The organism is Psychromonas sp. MME1, from assembly GCF_041080865.1.
GTDB lineage: Bacteria > Pseudomonadota > Gammaproteobacteria > Enterobacterales > Psychromonadaceae > Psychromonas.
In genome coordinates this window covers 1,394,874-1,414,647 of record NZ_CP160906.1, presented here as the reverse complement: position 1 = coordinate 1,414,647, position 19,774 = coordinate 1,394,874, and the positions used below count along the sequence as shown (strand labels likewise).

Annotated in this window: 18 protein-coding genes and 1 pseudogene; 7 read left to right on the top strand and 12 right to left on the bottom strand. The window is 37.9% G+C overall.

What is annotated here, in order from left to right; all coding sequences use genetic code 11:
• Positions 1–113: 113 nt before the first annotated feature.
• The 3 genes from nagZ to AB2N10_RS06545 all read left to right on the top strand — a co-directional run bounded on the left by nagZ (position 114) and on the right by AB2N10_RS06545 (position 3,351).
• Positions 114–1,127, top strand: coding sequence for a beta-N-acetylhexosaminidase (gene nagZ, locus AB2N10_RS06555; protein ID WP_369434522.1), 1,014 nt, complete (start codon positions 114–116; stop codon positions 1,125–1,127).
• 151 nt (positions 1,128–1,278) lie between these two features.
• Positions 1,279–1,818, top strand: coding sequence for an alpha/beta hydrolase YcfP (gene ycfP, locus AB2N10_RS06550; protein WP_354624482.1), 540 nt, complete (start codon positions 1,279–1,281; stop codon positions 1,816–1,818).
• Between the two features lie 246 nt (positions 1,819–2,064).
• On the top strand, positions 2,065–3,351 hold the full coding sequence (locus AB2N10_RS06545) for an NAD(P)/FAD-dependent oxidoreductase (protein ID WP_354624481.1): 1,287 nt from the start codon (positions 2,065–2,067) through the stop codon (positions 3,349–3,351).
• Positions 3,352–3,410: 59 nt separating this feature from the next.
• Here the strand turns inward: AB2N10_RS06545 and AB2N10_RS06540 are convergent, their stop codons facing one another.
• From AB2N10_RS06540 to AB2N10_RS06525, 4 genes are read right to left on the bottom strand one after another with little or no spacing between them, the layout of a single operon-like run.
• Positions 3,411–4,679, bottom strand: coding sequence for a YeeE/YedE family protein (locus AB2N10_RS06540; RefSeq protein ID WP_354624480.1), 1,269 nt, complete (start codon positions 4,677–4,679; stop codon positions 3,411–3,413).
• Positions 4,680–4,736: 57 nt separating this feature from the next.
• Complete coding sequence (locus AB2N10_RS06535; protein ID WP_369434521.1) at positions 4,737–5,552, bottom strand: rhodanese-like domain-containing protein; 816 nt, start codon at positions 5,550–5,552, stop codon at positions 4,737–4,739.
• Between the two features lie 35 nt (positions 5,553–5,587).
• A complete protein-coding gene (locus AB2N10_RS06530; protein WP_369434520.1) occupies positions 5,588–6,436 on the bottom strand; it encodes an FAD/NAD(P)-binding oxidoreductase in 849 nt (282 codons plus the stop codon).
• A 10-nt stretch (positions 6,437–6,446) separates the two neighbouring features.
• Positions 6,447–7,652: a sodium:alanine symporter family protein gene (locus AB2N10_RS06525; protein ID WP_369434519.1), complete on the bottom strand. Its 1,206-nt coding sequence runs from the start codon at positions 7,650–7,652 to the stop codon at positions 6,447–6,449.
• Positions 7,653–8,378: 726 nt separating this feature from the next.
• Here AB2N10_RS06525 and AB2N10_RS06520 point away from each other — a divergent pair.
• The 3 genes and pseudogenes from AB2N10_RS06520 to AB2N10_RS06510 all read left to right on the top strand — a co-directional run bounded on the left by AB2N10_RS06520 (position 8,379) and on the right by AB2N10_RS06510 (position 11,421).
• A complete protein-coding gene (locus tag AB2N10_RS06520) occupies positions 8,379–9,908 on the top strand; it encodes a starch-binding protein (protein ID WP_369434518.1) in 1,530 nt (509 codons plus the stop codon).
• 11 nt (positions 9,909–9,919) lie between these two features.
• Positions 9,920–10,390, top strand: a pseudogene (locus AB2N10_RS06515) (alpha-amylase family glycosyl hydrolase); the annotation flags it as partial.
• Positions 10,336–11,421, top strand: coding sequence for an alpha-amylase family glycosyl hydrolase (locus tag AB2N10_RS06510; protein ID WP_354624476.1), 1,086 nt, complete (start codon positions 10,336–10,338; stop codon positions 11,419–11,421). The pseudogene AB2N10_RS06515 and the gene AB2N10_RS06510, both read left to right, overlap by 55 nt.
• A 223-nt stretch (positions 11,422–11,644) precedes the next feature.
• Here the strand turns inward: AB2N10_RS06510 and AB2N10_RS06505 are convergent, their stop codons facing one another.
• From AB2N10_RS06505 to AB2N10_RS06470, 8 genes are all read right to left on the bottom strand, one after another.
• The gene (locus tag AB2N10_RS06505) at positions 11,645–12,109 is read right to left on the bottom strand and encodes a DUF2919 domain-containing protein (RefSeq protein WP_354624475.1); all 465 of its coding nucleotides are present in this window, start codon (positions 12,107–12,109) and stop codon (positions 11,645–11,647) included.
• Between the two features lie 48 nt (positions 12,110–12,157).
• Positions 12,158–14,005: a signal peptide peptidase SppA gene (gene sppA / locus AB2N10_RS06500; protein WP_369434517.1), complete on the bottom strand. Its 1,848-nt coding sequence runs from the start codon at positions 14,003–14,005 to the stop codon at positions 12,158–12,160.
• A gap of 86 nt (positions 14,006–14,091) precedes the next feature.
• Positions 14,092–14,631 (bottom strand): bifunctional 3-hydroxydecanoyl-ACP dehydratase/trans-2-decenoyl-ACP isomerase, encoded by a 540-nt coding sequence (gene fabA / locus AB2N10_RS06495; protein ID WP_354624472.1) that lies wholly within the window; start codon positions 14,629–14,631, stop codon positions 14,092–14,094.
• 124 nt (positions 14,632–14,755) lie between these two features.
• Positions 14,756–15,343 carry a S16 family serine protease gene (locus tag AB2N10_RS06490; RefSeq protein WP_369434516.1) on the bottom strand — a complete coding sequence of 196 codons (588 nt, stop codon included), beginning with the start codon at positions 15,341–15,343 and terminating at the stop codon, positions 14,756–14,758.
• On the bottom strand, positions 15,312–16,436 hold the full coding sequence (locus AB2N10_RS06485; RefSeq protein ID WP_369434515.1) for an AAA family ATPase: 1,125 nt from the start codon (positions 16,434–16,436) through the stop codon (positions 15,312–15,314). The genes AB2N10_RS06490 and AB2N10_RS06485 overlap by 32 nt, the downstream gene beginning before the upstream one ends.
• A gap of 89 nt (positions 16,437–16,525) precedes the next feature.
• Complete coding sequence (locus AB2N10_RS06480) at positions 16,526–16,915, bottom strand: TraR/DksA C4-type zinc finger protein (RefSeq protein WP_354624469.1); 390 nt, start codon at positions 16,913–16,915, stop codon at positions 16,526–16,528.
• Between the two features lie 144 nt (positions 16,916–17,059).
• Complete coding sequence (locus AB2N10_RS06475; RefSeq protein WP_369434514.1) at positions 17,060–17,725, bottom strand: DNA repair ATPase; 666 nt, start codon at positions 17,723–17,725, stop codon at positions 17,060–17,062.
• 176 nt (positions 17,726–17,901) lie between these two features.
• Positions 17,902–18,588 carry a HAMP domain-containing sensor histidine kinase gene (locus AB2N10_RS06470; RefSeq protein WP_354624467.1) on the bottom strand — a complete coding sequence of 229 codons (687 nt, stop codon included), beginning with the start codon at positions 18,586–18,588 and terminating at the stop codon, positions 17,902–17,904.
• 214 nt (positions 18,589–18,802) lie between these two features.
• On the opposite strand from AB2N10_RS06470, the gene cysB reads away from it, so the two are divergent.
• The gene (gene cysB / locus AB2N10_RS06465) at positions 18,803–19,774 is read left to right on the top strand and encodes an HTH-type transcriptional regulator CysB (RefSeq protein WP_354624466.1); all 972 of its coding nucleotides are present in this window, start codon (positions 18,803–18,805) and stop codon (positions 19,772–19,774) included.

The following is a 19,774-nucleotide window of genomic DNA, read 5'->3' as shown; positions in this document are numbered from 1 at the left end:
GAGCTATTACTCAATCATACGCCTTGCTCTCCATCATTTTCCCTCAACAAGTTATGACTATAATATTATGCGAATTGGTATAATTCCCGAACGATCCTATATGAGAAAAAGTGATGAGACCGATAATAATTGATTTGAAAGGTGTAGAGTTAGATGCGCAAGAGAAGGAGATATTAGCTCATCCTTTAGTCGCGGGGGTTATCTTATTTACTCGGAATTTTGTTGATATTAAGCAACTCAAGGAGCTTGTCCAACAAATCCGTTATCATGCTAAAAATGATTTATTAATCAGTGTTGACCATGAAGGAGGTCGAGTGCAACGTTTCCGTCATGGCTTTACAACGTTACCTGCCGCGGGAAGTTTGCTGCAGTGCCATGATTTGGAAAAAGCTCAACAACTTGCCTTTTGCAGTGGCTCTGTGATGGCTAGTGAGCTGATAGCCTGTGACATCGATTTAAGTTTTGCACCTGTACTAGACTTAAATGGCATTTCTGATGTCATAAAAGAACGGGCATTTTCATCGGACGTGAATACAACAATTAAATTGGCACAAGCCTATATACAAGGTATGCAAAGTGTTGGCATGCGTGCAACGGGAAAACATTTTCCTGGTCATGGTAGTGTTAAAGCTGATTCTCACGTCGATTTCCCGGTAGATAAGCGTAGTGAAGAAGCTATATTCACGAGCGACATTTTACCCTTTCAACAATTAATAAAGTGCGCTTCACTTGCTGCTGTAATGCCATCTCATGTTGTGTATGCGCAATGTGATCCACAACCGGCAGGCTTTTCATCATATTGGTTACAAACTATATTGCGTAAACAACTAAACTTCAAAGGTGTCATCATTAGCGATGATATTTCAATGAAAGGCGCTAGTTTTGCAGGTAACCATGTTAATAGAGCAGAGCAAGCAATTGCTGCTGGTTGTGATTTGGTTTTAGCATGCAATGACAGCGATGCTGCTATTTCAATATTAGATAACTTAGATGTTACAAGCGGGCTGAAAGATGATAGTGTACATAAATTAGCCCATATAAAAAATAAGTGCATATTGCCACTGAATCGGGATCCTAGTTGGATAGAAAATAGTCAAAAATTACGACGGTTTGTAGAAGATGTCTAATTACTTAAGTTCACCCCTTGCACTCTATTTTAATTCCCATAAACTTATGGATATACAGATTTGTTTGTATATGATGATGAACTATAAGTTTTAAAAGATTTGTAAACCAGTCGTGTAATTTACAATAGAAGAATAAGGCGGAAATATTTAAATGATCATTTATCTCCACGGCTTCGATGCAACAAGCCCAGGCAATCATGAAAAAGTGATGCAATTAAAGTTTATCGATGATGATGTTCGTTTCGTTCATTACAGCACCATACATCCAAAGCATGATATGAGTCATATTCTCAAAGAAGTACATAAGCATGTTCAGAGTAGTGATGATGATAATCCTCTAATATGTGGTGTTGGACTTGGAGGTTATTGGAGTGAGCGCATTGGCTATCTCTGTGGTATTAAACAGGTGTTATTTAATCCGAACCTTAATCCTGAAGATAATATGGTCGGTAAGATAGAATGGCCGGAAGAGTACCTTGATATAGCGACTAAATGTATCAATGATTTTCGTCGTAAAAATAGAGAAAATTGTTTATGTATCCTCTCTCGAACTGATGAAATGCTTAATTCAGCAGAGAGTGATTATCTTCTTTCTAAATATTATCCGATCATATTTGATGAAAATCAGGGGCACAAATTTCAAGATATTTCTCACCACCTGCAAACAATTAAACAATTTAAGCAGTCTTGATCAAATCGCTATAAAAAGAGAGATCTTCATAGGTAACCGATTATTTCTCTTTTAACATTCCTGTAATAAAATAACCACATATCCACATTTAATGATTAGTGTTAACATACCCTTGTTTTTTTGTGTAAAATAATTACACTCTTCTGTGATCTAGCTATAAATATGTCCCTAGAAAATTTATTTATAACATTATTTTTGTTGATGAAATTAATGCTATAAATAAATTGTTATAAACTCGAGGTAAGTATGCTTAATATTGTAATTGTTGGTGGTGGGGCTGGTGGATTGGAGTTAGCGACATCATTAGGAAAAAAATTAGGGAAAAAAAGAAAAGCTCAAATCACACTCGTTGATAAAAATAGAACGCATTTATGGAAACCATTACTACACGAAGTCGCAGCAGGCTCTTTAGATGATGGTATTGATGCATTAAGTTATCGCGCCCATGCAACAAACCATGGTTTTAAATTTAGACTGGGAGCGCTTGATAATATTGATAGAGAAAATAAAAAAATTCATCTAGCGAGCCTTAATGACAGAGATGGCACGCAAATATTATCTGAAAGTGAATTAAGCTACGATATTTTAGTGATGGCGCTAGGGAGTGTTAGCAATGACTTTAACACGAAAGGGGTGGCTGACCACTGTATTTTCTTAGACAGTCCACAGCAAGCCAAGAAATTTCATCATCTCATGTTGAACAAGTATTTACAGCTTGGTGTGAAAGAAGCTGAACAAGTGAGTGTCGCTATTGTGGGCGCGGGTGCAACGGGTGTTGAATTATCAGCAGAACTGTACAATTCACTACAACAAGTTTCTAGTTACGGATTTGAAGAGATCAAATCAACGGATCTTAAAGTGAGTTTAATAGAAGCTGGTGATAAAATTTTACCTGCATTACCTGAAAGAATATCGGCATCAGCACATCAAGAGCTACTTAAGTTGGGTGTGGATGTACGTACCCAGACAATGGTTACTGAGGCGACTGAAGCGGGCTTAATGACTAAATCTGGCGAACTGATTAAAGCCGATTTAATCGTCTGGGCTGCTGGTATTAAAGGGCCTGACTTTTTGAAGGATATTGCGGGATTGGAAACCAACCGTATTAATCAGTTGGTGGTGAAAGCAAATTTACAAACAACATTAGATGAGACAATTTATGCATTAGGTGATTGTGCTAGTTGCCCATTACCAGGTGGTGGTTTTGTGCCTCCGCGTGCACAGTCTGCTCATCAGATGGCCTCTTTAGTGGCTAATAATATTTTAGCAACGATCAAAAATAAGCCGTTATCTGACTACCAGTATCGTGATTATGGTTCGCTTGTCTCATTAAGTAATTACAGCACAGTGGGTAGTTTAATGGGTAACTTGATGAAAGGGTCTATGAAAATTGAAGGACGCTTAGCGCGTTTAGTTTATGTCTCTCTGTATAGAATGCATCAAGTAGCTTTACATGGCTATTTACGTACGGGCTTAATGACCTTGGTTGAAAAAATTAACCGTATTTTACGTCCTCGCTTAAAATTACACTAAAACAGAGGCTACCCGTTTTAAAAACGGGTAGCCTAATCTTATATCTTCCTATTCATTACTTAACTAATTCGTTTAGCAACTCGATTACCAAATATTCCACCTGATACTAGTGCCACGAAGAAGATCCAGCCAGATAAGGATAAGTTGGCAATAGGAGTATATAGCGCCCCTACATTACAGCCATTTGCAAAACGAGTACCTAACCCCATTAATAGACCACCCATTGCAAATAAGGCGAGTTGTTTAGCAGAATAATTGAATGATAGTTTTAACTGCCCCATCATTAATACACAGAATAATGTACCAATAACTATACCAACATTTTGCACTGAAATAGGGTGCTCAAAGAAGGGGGTTGCAAACATACCAACAGGTCGATCAGCAAAGTGTGCGACCTGTTCAATTGGCATGCCGACGAAGGTTAATATTTGACCAACCCAAATACCAAAGGGGGTCGATGCTCCCCATCCCGTTTGCGTAACCGCTAACATTAATGTGAACATAATGACAATCATCATCGCACCTGCTTTCATTGACCAAGGTTCAACAAAAATTTGTTGATAGGTTTGTGCGCTTAATAATTTAAAAGGAGTGGCCGGCTTTTTATTTTTATCGGCAACTGTTTGTTGTTGCTCTATTTCAGTATCAATACCATGGTAAGTGCCTTTTTCACGACGTTTATCTTCATATTTTTTACATAGATAAATGACAATCGCAGCAAAAATAGTGGTTAAAATGATTGCGCCTAGGTAGCCATTTAGGCCATCAAAAGTGAATAAATCAGGCAGAAAAACACCATTATAATCAGGATTGTTAGCGTATGAAGCACTGGTAAATAGACTTTCTGTTATCCAAGGTTGTGAACTTTGTATTGGAAAACCGATAAATACACCTAAAGAAAAGAATATGAGTGTGACACCTGCACGTGGTAAATCCGTTACTAAATCCGTCATTACGCCAGATGCACAGCAAGAAGAGAAGGTCATACCGAAGCCAAAGGATAAGCCGCCTAGAATCAAACCGGCATTAATCGGATTAATCCATAGATTGTATGACTTAATATCGCTATTGAATAGGAAGCCTGCATTAACGATGGCTGTGACAATAAACAGAAGCATTAAAATCTGCATCAGTTTAGTTGAACCCCCTCGATAGGCACGGTTAACACTTCCCGCAAATCCCATGAATCCACGAGTTAAAGCATAGCCTAATCCCATGCCGACCAGTAATCGGAAAAATAGCATTTGACTGCTTAATTCCCATTTACCAAAAAACAGGGCGGCGAGTAAAATGCCGATACCTGCAAATGCTTGTTTTTTATTAATCATAAATGTATATCCAAAAATAATAATGAAGCGTCGGCCAAATCGTAGCCGACACTTGGATTAGTCAAAGTTGTAATTGGTCACAATAGGGTCTCGATGCATGGTTTTATCGTTGAAATATTCATTAAAACATAAGCCCATGAAACCACCTGATATGTTATAAACGTCTTTAAAGCCCATTTTTTGCAATGCTAAAACGGCATTGTAGCTGCGTTGTCCACTACGGCAGTGTACATAGATAGTTTGATCGCTAGGCAATTCGTTAACGCGCTCACGTATTTCGCTCAGTGGCAGATTAACAGCGCCTTTGATGTGACTTAGTTGGTATTCATCAATTTCACGTACATCAACAATATATGCCCCATTTTCAACTAATCCACGTACATCACGCCCATGGACTTGTTTGAAGTCATTACGCATTAAGTTTGTTGCAACATAACCTGCAAAGTTAACGACATCTTTTGCTGTACCAAATGGTGGGGCGTAGCATAATTCGAGATCTTTTAGGTCGTAAATAGTGCCACCAAATTTGATGACGGTTGCGATAACATCAATGCGTTTGTCTATATTACCTAAACCAATCGCTTGTGCGCCTAAAATTCTGCCCGTTGGTACTTCAAAAATTAATTTAAAGTGAACACCAAATGATTCGGGCATTAAACCGACTTTATCGTTGGGAATAATTTTTACCGTTTGATAGTTAATGCCCATGCCACTTGCTTGTATTTGTGCTTCGTTAAGTCCAGTTGCAGCTGCATGGTAATTAAATACTTTAACAACAGAGGAGCCGATGAAACCACGATTGTCAACGGCCATACCATTGATATGATCTGCAACGCTTCGTGCTTGCTTTTGTGCAGGTCCCGCTAGTGACAACAAAAAGGTGCTGTTTAATAATGCACCATAAACTTCTATCGCATCACCGACTGCGTAAATATCTGGGTCATTAGTACAGTAGTTTTGGTCAACTTTAATGCCACCTTTATCACCAATTTCAAGTTCGCATCAAGCGCAAGGTTTGTTTCTGGAGAAACGCCAATTGCCATGACGACTACATCCGATGGAATCGCTTTACCGGAAGCTAAAATAGTTATGTTATCTTCAAACTTAACGACTTTATCAGCAACGATCAGATTAACATCTTGGTCAAGTAACTCTTTATGTAGAATTTGTACCATTTCATAATCGAATGGTCTCATTATTTGTGGCATCGCTTCGACGAGGGTAACGTTGTAACCCGCTTCCTTGAGATTTTCGACTACCTCAACGCCAATAAAGCCCCCACCAATAACAGTAATGTTTTTTGCATCACTGCCTTTTATGTAGCTATTTAATCGGTCGATATCAACGACATTGCGTATCGAAAAGGCGTTAACTTTATCAATACCCGGAATAGCCGGGATGATTGGCTTTGCACCTGGAGAAAGAATTAATTTGTCGTAGCTTTCGCTATAAACTTCGTCACTTAACAGTTTCTTTATTGTGACGGTTTTTTGTTGACGATTAATCGTGACGACTTCTTGGTTTGTACGAGCATCAATGCGATATTGAGAGGCAAATTTTTCAGGACTCATTAGTACTAAGTCGTCAGCTTTTTCTACGACACCGCTTAGGTGGTAAGGCAGGCAACAATTTGAAAATGATACGTGTGGTCCTTTTTCAAACATAATAATTTGATCTTCTTCGCTATGACGACGAAGGCGTGCCGCTGCAGAGGCTCCGCCTGCGACACCACCAATGATTAGAATTTTTTTACTCATGATAATAACCTTATAGGGTAACGTGTTGAATTTTTTGGCTGACAAAGCGTGCCATTGCGATTAGATTAATACCGCCTACTATAAACATCAGTAGGTTAGTGGCATCAAAGATGACATCGAAATTAGCGACACTGAGGCAGCCAGAGACTGAAATTAATAAAAGATAGATAGCAATGCGCTTATTAAGCGTTAGTTTTAATGTGGTATTGATGTAATGAAAAGATCCCAATATTGTTGTAAATCCAGAAATGATGAAAAAGGCCAGCACTATCGATAAACCAAAGTATCCGGTAACAGAATAGACGGTTAGAATAAAGCCTTTAATTCGGTCAAACCCACTTTCAGAAAGCGCCACATCAGCAATATGATAATGCCCATAAGAAAAGACATAGCTCGACACTATCACTGCAACAAAGATACAAATGATAGTAGCGAAAGTTTGTACTTCAGCCTCTCTACGAGGAGAATTTAATCGCGCTGAACTTGATAGTGAAGAGGTACCTAGTGAGGTTTCTCCAACCTGAATAATGCGCTGAAAACCGATAATTAATCCAAGCGGTAAACCAACACCCGCACTACGAAATTGTAAAAAATCGGTGACAATTCGTTGCCCATATTCGAGCCAATAATCGGGTGTGTTAATTAGGAAAATAATAAAAAATAAAAGATAGGCTATGACGAGACTAAAAATCATAGATGATAATGTGTTAATAAAGATAGCATGGCTTTTGGTTAATATGACAATAGTTACACCTAACAATATAGGTAGAACAATGCCAATTAATGCGCTAGTTTCTGTGAAGGTATAGGCTAAATGTTGCTCAGAAAACAAGCGCACAACCGTTTGCACACCTGTAAATTGGAAACCAACAAATCCAAAGGCATAGAGCGTCACAAGGCCAATTGCGTATATTTGTGCAAATCGATTATTTAGCTGTTTTTTAATAAAATATCTTGGGGTTAATTTGCTTACTTGAGTAAATAACACTTCAGAATAGGTGATCGGTAGCATGACAAACATGCCAATGAATATCCATAGGACGACGCCTTCACCACCAACACCGGTATCAGAACTAAGCCACATCGCAGCAAGAACGCCTATTATTGCACCAGTTCCCATTTTTGACGCTAGAGAGATAGAAAGCGCCTCTTTAATCGTTACCAAATTCCACTTTGAATCATCAACAGGGGAGATATAGTCCCGGATTTGTATCATTCTGATACTGATAAATAGACCGAGGATAATTAAGAGCGGGAGGTAGGTATACCAACTAATATTTGCTAGGTGATTAATCCAATTTGCCATCGAAGAACTTCACTCTTTAATAGTTAAAGTCCTTTAAGCGCTGATTAGTCTTCCATACACTAACTCAATAGAATGGGAAAAACATTCCCATTACGGTAAAGATGGAAGGATACTTATTTTTTATTTATTGTAAAACACTAAATAAAGCAAAATTGATTTGAATCAATACACCCAAAAAGTAGGTTCTTATAAGTTTTAGTTTATATTAAACAGATAGAACAAAATGATTTATCTAAATCATGTTTTTATTTGACCGATAATGTATCGAGTTCGCGTTGATAAATTTTGTGATGAAAACCCGCTCAATTTGATTTGTAAGTGCTTTCTTATTGATTTAATTCTCATTTTAATTGTTTTCTTTGCTTGTTGTTTGTTTTTTGCACTAGAATCGCCGCTTAAACAATCAGTCAGAATTGTTATAACGGATTATTCCGCATATCAAAATAGTTATCTTTTCGTGAAGTCAATTAACTTCGCACTATAACAGCGCTTGCTGTCTATTCAATCTAGCAATAAATATGAATAAGTAATTAGATTTTTTATTGCCTGTAAATCAAGCAATAGCCATTGTGGTTGTTGCTTTAATTTAGTTGTTAAAAGGAATTAAAATGAATAAAGCATTATTGTTTGGTTTGTTTGCGGTTTCTCTCTGCGCAAGCAGAATGGGATTTTCGCGGTACACCAAATGGCTGGGCTAATACGCCCTTAGAATACGTTTCCGGAAGTGAATATACAACCTGCCAAACCTTTGGTAGTGATAATCCTCGTTTTAAAATAGACCGCTATGGTAATTGGAATGAAGCATATCCAAGTGCAGATTACACTGTATCGCCTGGTAGTTATGAAATTACTTTCAATAGCGACAGTAAATATATTGCCCTGAAATCTGTTGCTAGCTGTTCAAGCACACCTGATCCCGTTTGGTGTTTCCGTGGTACGGCAAATGGTTGGCAACAAACACCTTTAGCATTAAGCGCTACCCCTGGTTTATATGAGTTGACGCAGGCGTTCACTGGGCAAGAGACACCTGCTCGCTTTAAAATTGCCGCTTGCAGCGCAGATGGTTCATGGGGTGAAAATTATCCAACGCAAGATTTTGTTGTTGCTGATAACAAAAATTATGCAATTAGTTTTAATGCATCCTCGCATGAAATTAAAGCCGCGGAAGTTGTCCAACCAGTCAAACCTGAATTAGCAATTACCCCTGCAAATGGTGAATTTGATACAGATAGTCTCAATGTGACCTTAAGTTACAGTGGCGTTAATATTACAGATAGCCGCTATCTGATCGGTACCGGTGATGCAACTCAGGGAACCGTTTTTAGTAATGGCGATATTATTTCTGTCGGTGCAGAATTACAAATTGGCCAATCACTTGATTTGCAAGTTTATGTCGCCAATGCGCAGGGAGCTGTGTCACAGACTTACACTTACACTAAAGTGGAAGCGGCACAAGCCGGGTTCATTGTTTGTGTTGAAGGATTATCACAGCCAACGATTCATCATTGGAATGCACTACCTGTTGATACACCGCCTGATTCTATTTGGCCAGGCGATGCGATGATTGAAGTTGCTGATGGCTTATTCAGTTATAGTTTTATAGACACCGAATCAAGCAATATGCTTTTCAGTGAAAGTGGTAATAATAAAACGCCTGATTTAACACGCGCTAGTGATGGTACATATCATGTGTCTACAGGGAGTTGGACAGATGGTTGTGATATCCCAACTCAAGATGCGGATGTTAGTATTGATGTTGTCAGTCCTACTTTTTCTACGGATGATGTAAGCGTCACACTGCATGCTACTGGTGATAACGTGATAGGTGGTCGTTACACCGTTGATGGAAGCGATCCTGTGAACGGCATTGCATTCAACCATGGTACGGTAATTGTAGTGGGGGCAGACTTAGCCATTGATGAGTCAATGCAAGTTTGTTTATGGGCTGAAAATAGCGACAGCAGTGCCAATGAGTGTTTCACGCTAACTAAAATCGCTCCGCCTAGCGCGTCAGACTTTACCTGGGATAACGCCAGTGTCTACTTTGTTATTACCGACCGTTTTAAAGATGGTAATTCATCTAATAACAACTCTTATGGTCGTCCAAGTGTTGATGCAACGGGCAAAAATATCGGCACCTTCCACGGCGGTGATATTGCCGGTTAACGGAAAAACTTAACGCCGGTTACTTTACTGATTTAGGGGTTAACGCTATCTGGATCACAGCACCGTACGAACAAGCTCATGGTTTTGTTGGTGGTGGCAGTAATGGCGATTTTGCTCATTACGCATATCACGGTTACTACGTACAGGATTACTCGAATCTTGATGCTAATATGGGAACGCCTGCTGAATTTAAACAGTTCGTAGATACCGCTCATAGTCAAGGCATTCGCGTAGTTATGGATGTGGTAATGAATCATGCTGGCTACAATACACTCAAAGATATGCATGAGTTTAACTACGGTTCAACAACGGCGGGGGCATACTGGACACCGGGTTCGGAGAAAACTGGTTTGGCTATCACAGCACTATTAACTATGATGGTGATGAATATAAATGGCTTAATTGGTGGGGCAAAGATTGGATACGCGTGGGATTACCGGGGTATGATAACTGTGGCGGTGATGATCTGTCTAAATGTTTAGCTTATCTACCTGATTTTAAAACAGAATCTACTAAAGCAGTTGGAATTCCGCCATTCTTAGCTAATAAAGCAACCTTCGGTCAAGGTTATTTAAGTAACTATCAGGCGCAAGGTACTAAACGTGTGCGAGATTGGATCACTGAATGGTTAGTTCAATATGTTAAAGATTATGGTATTGATGGTTTCCGTGTTGATACGGCTAAACACGTTACCTATGACAACTGGGCAAACCTAAATTATCAAGCCAATATTGCGCTACATGAATGGCGTCAAAATAACACTGGCGCGCCAGGTGCTGATTGGAATGACGATTTCTGGTCTACAGCGGAAGTGTGGGGGCATGGTGTTGGCCAGTCTGATATTCATACCACAGCTAACTTTGATTCAGTCATTAACTTTAGCTTTAAAGGTATTATTGACGGGATGGTGGCAAGCACTGACAGCATGATCAATCAATTTGCCAGTTATGCAAACCAAGTTAATAGCTCTACAGATTGGAATGTACTGAGTTATATCTCTAGCCATGATACAGGATCTGTTTATTACAATGGTGATGATGTGCGTCAAAAACGTGCAGGTACAGCATTAATGTTATCACCTGGCGGCGTACAAATTTTTTACGGTGATGAGTTAGGCCGTTTCAATGGAGATGGCGGTAGTGATAAAGATCAGGGCAGCCGTTCAAGTGTTGACTGGAGCCGTGCAAATAATGGCATTCATCAGCATTGGCAAAAAGTGGGACAATTCCGTCGTGATAATCCAGCCGTAGGTGCTGGACAGCAAATCCTGCTTTCTGGACAATCAAGCGGTAAAGCGTTTGCGCGTAGTTGGACAAATCCGATCTCTGGCAATGTCAATAACGTGGTTGTCGTAATTGATGGCACAGGCACTGTTACCGTTAATGTTGCTGATTACTTTGTTGATGGCAGTAATGTACGTAATGCTTATGATGGTTCAATCGCAACGGTCAGTAATGGCACGGTTAGTTTTAATGCCGGAAGTGAAGGTTTAATTCTAATTGAAGCAATTTAAGATAAGCAAATTAACTCGTTAATATAACTTATCTATTATAAATGCCATTCACCTAATTTGAATGGCATTTTTTATTTGCATGGGAAAAAGTTGCAATAAAGTGCTGTTATTACTTAAAAGGAGATTATACCAATCCACATAAGTATCTGGTCTATCTTGTTGGTTAAAATAATAGATAACAGCGTTACATGGAATAGTCATTGCTAGCGATTACTCGCAAAGGTTAATTGGTTTTATAACGAATAAAGCTTGCTCTTAAATGTTTGCTTGTTAAGCAATATAAAAATAACCAAAGTATCGCTACAAGCTGGATAGAGGCTGTTAAGGAATACTGATAATGGTGTAGAGATAAGTAATAGATCTGTAAAGCCAAATCGCAGAGTAAACTGACCATTAGTAATGGGTAACTATTTTGCCACAACAGTGATAAATATTTATGTTTGTCATGATCTCGTCCTGCTAACAAGAAAAGCATCAGTGCAATAAATCCCGTCAATAAGCCTAAATAAAAGTGTGTTTTTTCAGGATAAAAAATAGCCAATAATGTAGTACCCGTTTCTCGAGAGGTTAACGAGATAATGAGTAATGCCCAAGTTCTAGCTATAAAGAATAGTGTTATATAAAAATAGATGGGCGGTTTTAAATTGCCCGATTCAGTATAGTATTGCAGTGGAAATATTTGTTTCATGGATTATCTAGTTAGGCGCTAGAGTATTTAACCTCTAGCACCTTTAACTTATTTTACGCTGCACATAGGGCAGTAAAGATAATGCCCCTGTGGATCATTAAATTTTGATAAAACAGAGGTTTGTGCTTGTATAGATTGTAAGGCCTCATATAAAGAGGGGGAAATCTGCATACTCTGTGGAAGCCATTTTATCGAAGTGCTAAATATCTCATTAATAAATTGTTGCTTTGTGGAAAGCGTTGGGCCAATAATCTCAATTTGGTATTCATTTAATTCTGCGAGTGTCACCGCTTCATTAATCGCATCTTGTAAATTTCCGAGCTTATCAACCAGATGATACTGCAGTGCATCTTGACCAGTCCAAACTCGCCCTTGTGCTATTTTGTCAACGTCTGCTATCGACATGTTACGACCTTCCGCCACAACAGTTAGGAATTGTTGATAGCCATGTTCGATGCCAAGCTGCATAATCTCAGCAAGTTCTGGATTGAGTGCGCGTGTGGGATTGAGTGTTGATAACTCATTAGTTCCAATACCGTCATTATAGATACCGAATTTATTTAGTGCTTTATCGATGCTTGCAAACATGCCAAAAATACCGATAGATCCCGTTAAGGTCGTAGGATGAGCAACAATCATATCTGCTGCAGAGGCTATCCAGTAACCTCCAGAGGCTGCAACACTAGCCATGGATACAACCACCTTTTTATCAGCTTGTTTTAACGCTAATATTTGTTGGCGTATTTTTTCCGAAGCAAAGGCACTACCTCCGGGTGTATCAAGACGAATAACGACGGCTTTAATTTGTGTATCGTTAAGCGCTTTTTCAAGTAACTTTGCAAAGCTATCACCACCAATGGTATCACCATTTTGTTGACCATCTAGTATTTCACCACTGCCATGTATTAAAGCAATTTTACTTGATGAATATTGATCCTCATAAAGCGCTGGTAATGTAGATTGATAGTCATCATAACTAAGCAATTTTAATTCATGCCCCTGTGATTGGGCTTGTTCTTTTAGTGTTTTAATCACGTTAAAACGGTTATTGAGTTCATCTACCAAACCAACTTGCAGTGCATAGCGAGCTGGATCACCATTTGCCTTTTGTAAATCGCTTTTCAATTGTACTAAGGATGGTGATAATGAATCTGCGTTGATGTTGCTATTTTTTCGTTGTGCAATGACAGTATTAGAATAATTTTTCCACAGTTGATCTAACCAGTGCTTGTTGGCTATCTTGCTGTCTTCTGACATTGTGTTTTGTGTAAAAGGTTCAACAAAAGATTTGTAGGTGCCAACTTTGAAAATATGTGGCGTAATGAGAAGGTTATCTAACGCCTCTTTAAAATAAAGTCGATATACAGAATAACCTTGTAAAAATACCATACCTTGAGGATTCAAATTGATTTGATCTGCAAAACTGGCAAGAAAATACTGACTTTGCGAATAGTTATCTGCAGTAGCAGTTACCTTTTTCCCCGCACTTTTGAAGTTATTAAGTGCGTCACCAATATCGGTTAAGTGGTTTATACTTGCATGTGTTAACCCATCAAGTTCTAGCAAAATATTATCTATTTGTGGATCATATTTAGCGTAGCGAATGACCTGCAGTATCTCATCTATCTGATATTCGTTATTTATTTGTTCTGTTGATGTGACGAGTTGTTTAGATAATTCAGCAGAAAAATCGATGGGTTTTTTTTGTTCAACGATTGATCCGGAAAAGTTGAGGTGTAAAGTCGAGTTATCGGAGATGAGCAGTTGCGGCTCTTCTATATTAATAGCGGCGATAATCACTATTAGAATTACTAAAAATAGACTGTTTAAAATAAATAATCGGCTAAAATTAATAAATTTCGCAATTGCTTTGAGCCAAGTATATAAGGTTTTCATTTTTACACCTTTGATAGCAGATAAAAATAAAGCACTGTGTATTAATATAAACAGTGCTTTAAAAAATGCGTCAAATCAAACTTAAATTAGAAGCTAGTTGTGTCGATAAATAAGCCAACTTTAAGGTCTTCTGCTGTATAGATAACTTTGCCATCAACTTCTACAACACCGTCAGCAATACCCATGACTAACTTTCTCATTATAAGACGCTTCATGGTAATTCTATAAGTCACTTTCTTAGAGGTCGGTAATACTTGCCCTGTGAACTTTACGTTACCCACACCTAGCGCACGTCCTTTACCAGGGCCACCGCTCCATCCCAAGAAGAAACCCACTAGTTGCCACATTGCATCAAGTCCTAAACATCCAGGCATAACAGGGTCACCTGGGAAGTGGCATTGAAAAAACCATAGTGCTTGGTCAATATCTAATTCTGCGATGAGTTCGCCTTTTCCGTGTTCACCACCGTCAGATGTAATGCTAATAATTCGGTCTAACATAAGCATATTATCAACTGGAAGTTGGCAATTACCTTCACCAAATAAATTGCCTTGGCCACATTGCACTAATTCTTCTTTTGTATAAGAGTTTTTCCCCAACTCTTTTTGGGATATGGTTTTAGTCATAATCTCTATCTTTTGCATAGGTAAAAATGTGGTGGTAGTTCATGGTTTGCAATGAACACCATTAAAATAAAATGGGCATACTCTATCTGACTGATTGCTAACAATCAACTTTAATCAAGTTTAGTTATTTAAATAGAGCGAGTAATTTTGTAAGCCAACTGTCATTGATGTCATTATCTTCATCTTTATTTATCGTTTCTATGCGATCGTTAATCTGCTCTATTACATCACTAAAGGAGCAGTTCATCGATAGCGGAAATGCTTCTTGGCAGTGGTCAATGGCATATATATTTATCATTTTATTTTCAACCAATAGTAGCGTCTGTGAATCTAAGGTTAAATTAATTTGATTGGCTTTCGGAATGATAACGCTAACAGCTTCCGTTAATAATTGTAAGTTAAATAGACGAGTTATAGCATGAATTTTTTGGTTAATGCCACCAATCGCTAATACATTACCTTGTTGATCTAATGAACCTGTGACAAATAAATTTTGTGCCAAAGGACGTTTTGCATAACAGGATATCACCGCTAATAAAATCGCCAGAGAAGCACTGTCGCCATCACTTTCTTGATAGGATTGTTCAAATACGACATTACATGAAAGCGGAAAATTATTAATATGAGTGAAAAAATGGTTTAGGTATCCTTGTACAATAAGCATACTTTTCGCATGAATATTACCGGCTGAAATCAACTTTTCGTTCAACATCTATAATCTCTCCATCGCCAAGCATGTCGCTTGCTGAAATACGAAATATTTCTCCAAATTCATTGGGGTAGCCCATCAATTCAACAACCGACATACCATTTATTTGCCCAATTTCAGCACCTTTAAGTTGTAAACGTAGTTGTTTTTCAATGATAGCTTGGTCGCTGAAACTTTGCGCTAATGAATGAGATTGATCCTGTAAATCAAGTACATTTTGGATTTCTAATGCAGAAATAGTCGGTTTCTCTGGATTAAGTAATTGTGCATAACGTAATAAGTTCTCAATAATACGAGGTGAAAACAGTATTTTTCGTTGATGTTCACATAAACTCGATAAATGGTGAAACAGTAATGCCATCGCATCATCAGTCAGTGCATGTATTTGGGACTGTTTGATTAATCGCTGGCAATAAAATTTTAGAGACTGAATATTACTATCGGTCGTGTCTATATCGCTTGATAATTCAGTAAATAAGCGATCAACTTGGCTATATTCTGGATCTATTTGCGCAAGCTCATCTAGTTGAAAACGATTGGCAATAATGATTACCTTTGTATTGATCTCATTATCTAAGGGATCAGGAAAAGGACCTTTTAATTTATCACTATTGACTGCTGAACTGGCGGGCACCGTCCGATTAAGTAAAAAGGCTTTCAGTAAAAACCATAAATGTGGAGAAACAAGTAACGGACTAATATGAAGAATGAGACAGCCATTTTGATGATTGGCTATTTCACCAGCCGCAAAATTGACTAAAATATCATTTTCAATGTTAAGTCGGCCAAATAAAGTTTGTTGGTTGTAATTTTGCAGAGCTAACGACTGAAAATTATCAGGTAAAGTTTCATTGGTTACTGCGATAGCGGCTTCCCAAGAGCGTGAATTTATAATCAGCAACGGTTGTGGTAGCTTGGTAAAATGAGTGATTATTTGTGAAACGATGGGGTATATCGATAACCAATTTTCAACATGATGATCACCACTAGCGAGCTGAGCAGTAAAATCAGGGGAGCACTGCTTTATGGATAAGGCACTCATTTTATGGTCGCTTGAGGCAGAAGGCTGTAGGTTAGCTGAATTATTTTTCGACAAGGTGACAACTCTTAAATAAGAGATTATATGCAGTGCCTGTAGTTGATGCAATGCATATAAGTCACAGAGTTACTTTAAAATTAATAATATTAAAGCTTAAAGCCCTTACATTTTTGTTTTTCATACTTACTTTGACAATGGCTGCAACGCTGTGTTGTTGGGGCATTAGTTAATATTTGTTCGTCAATTTCTTCTTCACAGTCGGCACATAACCCAAACATATTAATTTGTATATTATTTAATGCGGCATCAATACGTTGGATATCACTGCTGAGGCTTGATATGGTCGCTATATTGCTATTTATTGCTAGGTCCAGTAGCTCATCAATGGATAGTATGGAAAGCTGAGAGGCAAGCATTTTATCATTACTGTCTGTTGATTTAGCTAAGCTAAGTGCAATATTTTTCCGTATTACTTCCAGTGAATCTAGTAGCATCTTTCTGAATTTATTGATTTTTTTATCACAGATGTGTTGCATGGTTTATTCTCGTTGCAAAAGTTAATTCATATTAAAGTTTACAATTTAAATGACGCATGATTTGAATCAAACAATACTAATTGGAATTGCTTAAAGCATCGCTCTGTTGATTTGGATCAGTTAAATTTATTGTGTTATAGCTACTTACCATTTCTTCTTATCTTGGAAAAGTACATCGAGATCATTTTTCTTCTCCTCTTCACGTGCTTTAATTGCTTCTAGCTCTTTATCGCTATGTTTAACTAAGTACGATTTTATCTCATCTTTGATCGCTAGTAATTTTTCATACTGCCTTTCTAAGTAGCTATCTTTGTCAGGAATACTTTGTAAAATCTCAAGTAGTTTATTAATCATCTGATTAGCACTGCCAAATTGCTTGTTTAGATGGGCATTGGTAATTCTTTTAATACTATTTTCAAGGTTTATTTTTAATTGCATTAACTCGAGACGATGATCTTCTGCAACAAATATTTCAGTATTGATTTTTCCTTTAGCATGCTCTGATCTAAGTACCGCTCTGATTTTTTTAGTTACCTGTAAAAGAAGTAATGCCTCTTTATCATTTTCTGGTGCACGGAAGCTACTTTCATCGGGAGGGCTATAGTTTTCACGTGTTTGTTGGATTTGTACTTCTGTATTTTTTAAATGGTCGCGTATAGTTTCATTGGTTGGTGCATTATTTAGCATTAACATCAATGCGTTGCGAATGCGCTGTTGGAGAATTAATAATAAATTTTTACTAAATGGCATGCGCGTTGCGTTGAGCAATATTTCATCAACCTCACTGATCACTGCCCGTTGTTTACTCATGGCAATTCTTTTTTCAGTTTCGATTTTTAACTTATATTGCTGAATCATATTATAGCCAATTAATATAAACAGGAGTAAGGCGATTAATGAAACAATTATCGGAAATAGCATATATTCTCAGGTACAAAGTAAAAGATGAAAAGAAATATTAAGACATTTAAAGTTTCTAGTTTGCATTAAGGTAACCTTAAGGTAAATACACTTCCACCAGATTCTTCTTTATTTTCTAGTAAAATGTGACCTTGTAGCAGCTTTGTTTTATGTGCAGCGGCAATTTTTTTTGCAAATAGAAGACCAAGGCCGCTTCGTCCACGCGCGGCGTTGAATGGTAGTTCTTGATCTTGATTCACTGCTAACATATGGTCAGGGTAGCCATTGCCGTCATCTTCAACCTGAATGGTCACGTACTGTTCATCGGTAAATGCGCGTAGAATAATTTTTTTGTCGGTGTGGCGCAGTGCATTGACAAAAACATCTGTAATAATATAGGTGATTAAATCTTGATCAAAGTAAGCGGTTAAATCGGTATCTACATCAAGTATGACTTTTATATGGCTGCTATTTATATATAGTCGATTTCTATCTAATACCTCTTGCAACATATCGCTAACAGAATTTTCTTCTATGTTGATGGGCAGTTGGCCTGTTTGGTCACGGTATAATGCTAATAATTGCATTAAACTGCCGTTAATGCGCGATGTCTGATAATGCAGATCTGCAAAAGATTGGTGCTGTTTTGGCGTGAAGTTATCGGCAAGGTCTAACTCTTCAATAGACTGTAAAAGCATAAATAAAGAGTTTTTCATGTCATGCGCGCTGGTGGCTAAAATGGTATTAAAATCGAGACTATTTTCATCCTGCATAAGCACCTCTGTCGGTTTAATAATCAATATAAAAAATAATAAAGTGTGGAAATGCGTATTATATTTGCAAAAGTAAGATCATTTTATTATAAGATATTGATTATTGGTAAATAGCCATTCACTAAATCATCTTATTTGAAAAGTAGATCTTTCTGTTTATTATAACTCTGATAGAATAATTAACCATTAACTAATTATAAACCTTGGTCTTTTTATGAAATTACAGCAATTACGCTACATTGTAGAAGTGTTAAATAATAATTTAAATGTTTCTGCGACAGCTGAAAACTTATTTACTTCACAACCAGGTATTAGTAAACAGGTCTGTATGCTTGAAGACGAACTCGGCATCCAAATTTTTGAGCGTAGTGGTAAACATTTAACGCAGGTGACACCCGCAGGCAGTGAAGTGATCCGCTTTGCTTCGGAAATATTGGGTAAAGTTGAAAGTATCAAAGCAATCGCGTCACAATATACTAAACCTGATCAAGGCTCTTTAAATATTGCTACAACTCATACCCAAGCACGTTATGCCTTACCGGAGGTTATACAGGGGTTTATTAAACGTTATCCGCATGTTTCTTTGCATATGCATCAGGGGACGCCTGCACAAATAAGTGAATCAGTGGTGAAAGGGAAAACGGATTTTGCTATTGCTACTGAAGCATTACATCTTTATAGCGATTTGATTATGCTACCTTGTTATCACTGGAATCGTTCTGTGATAGTCCCTAAGGGGCACCCTTTAGCTAATGTCCAAAATATTACCATTGCAGACATTGCCCAGTATCCCATCGTAACATATGTATTTGGGTTTACTGGCCGCTCTGAGTTAGATGAAGCTTTCAATGCAGCTGGGTTTTCTCCTAATGTGGTATTTACTGCAACCGATGCCGATGTTATTAAAACCTATGTGCGCTTGGGGTTGGGCGTTGGTGTGGTTGCCAGTATGGCGATGAATAAATCCGATGATGATTTTTGTGTGATAGATGCTAGCCATCTTTTTGCGCCAAGCACCACCAGCATTGGCTTTCGTAAAGGGACTTTTTTACGTGATTATATGTATGACTTCATGTATCGATTCGCCCCGCATTTAACGCGCCCCTTGGTCGAGAAGGCTATTCAATTAAAATATAGTGCAGAAGTGAATAAATTATTTGAAGATATTGAATTGCCTACGCGCTAA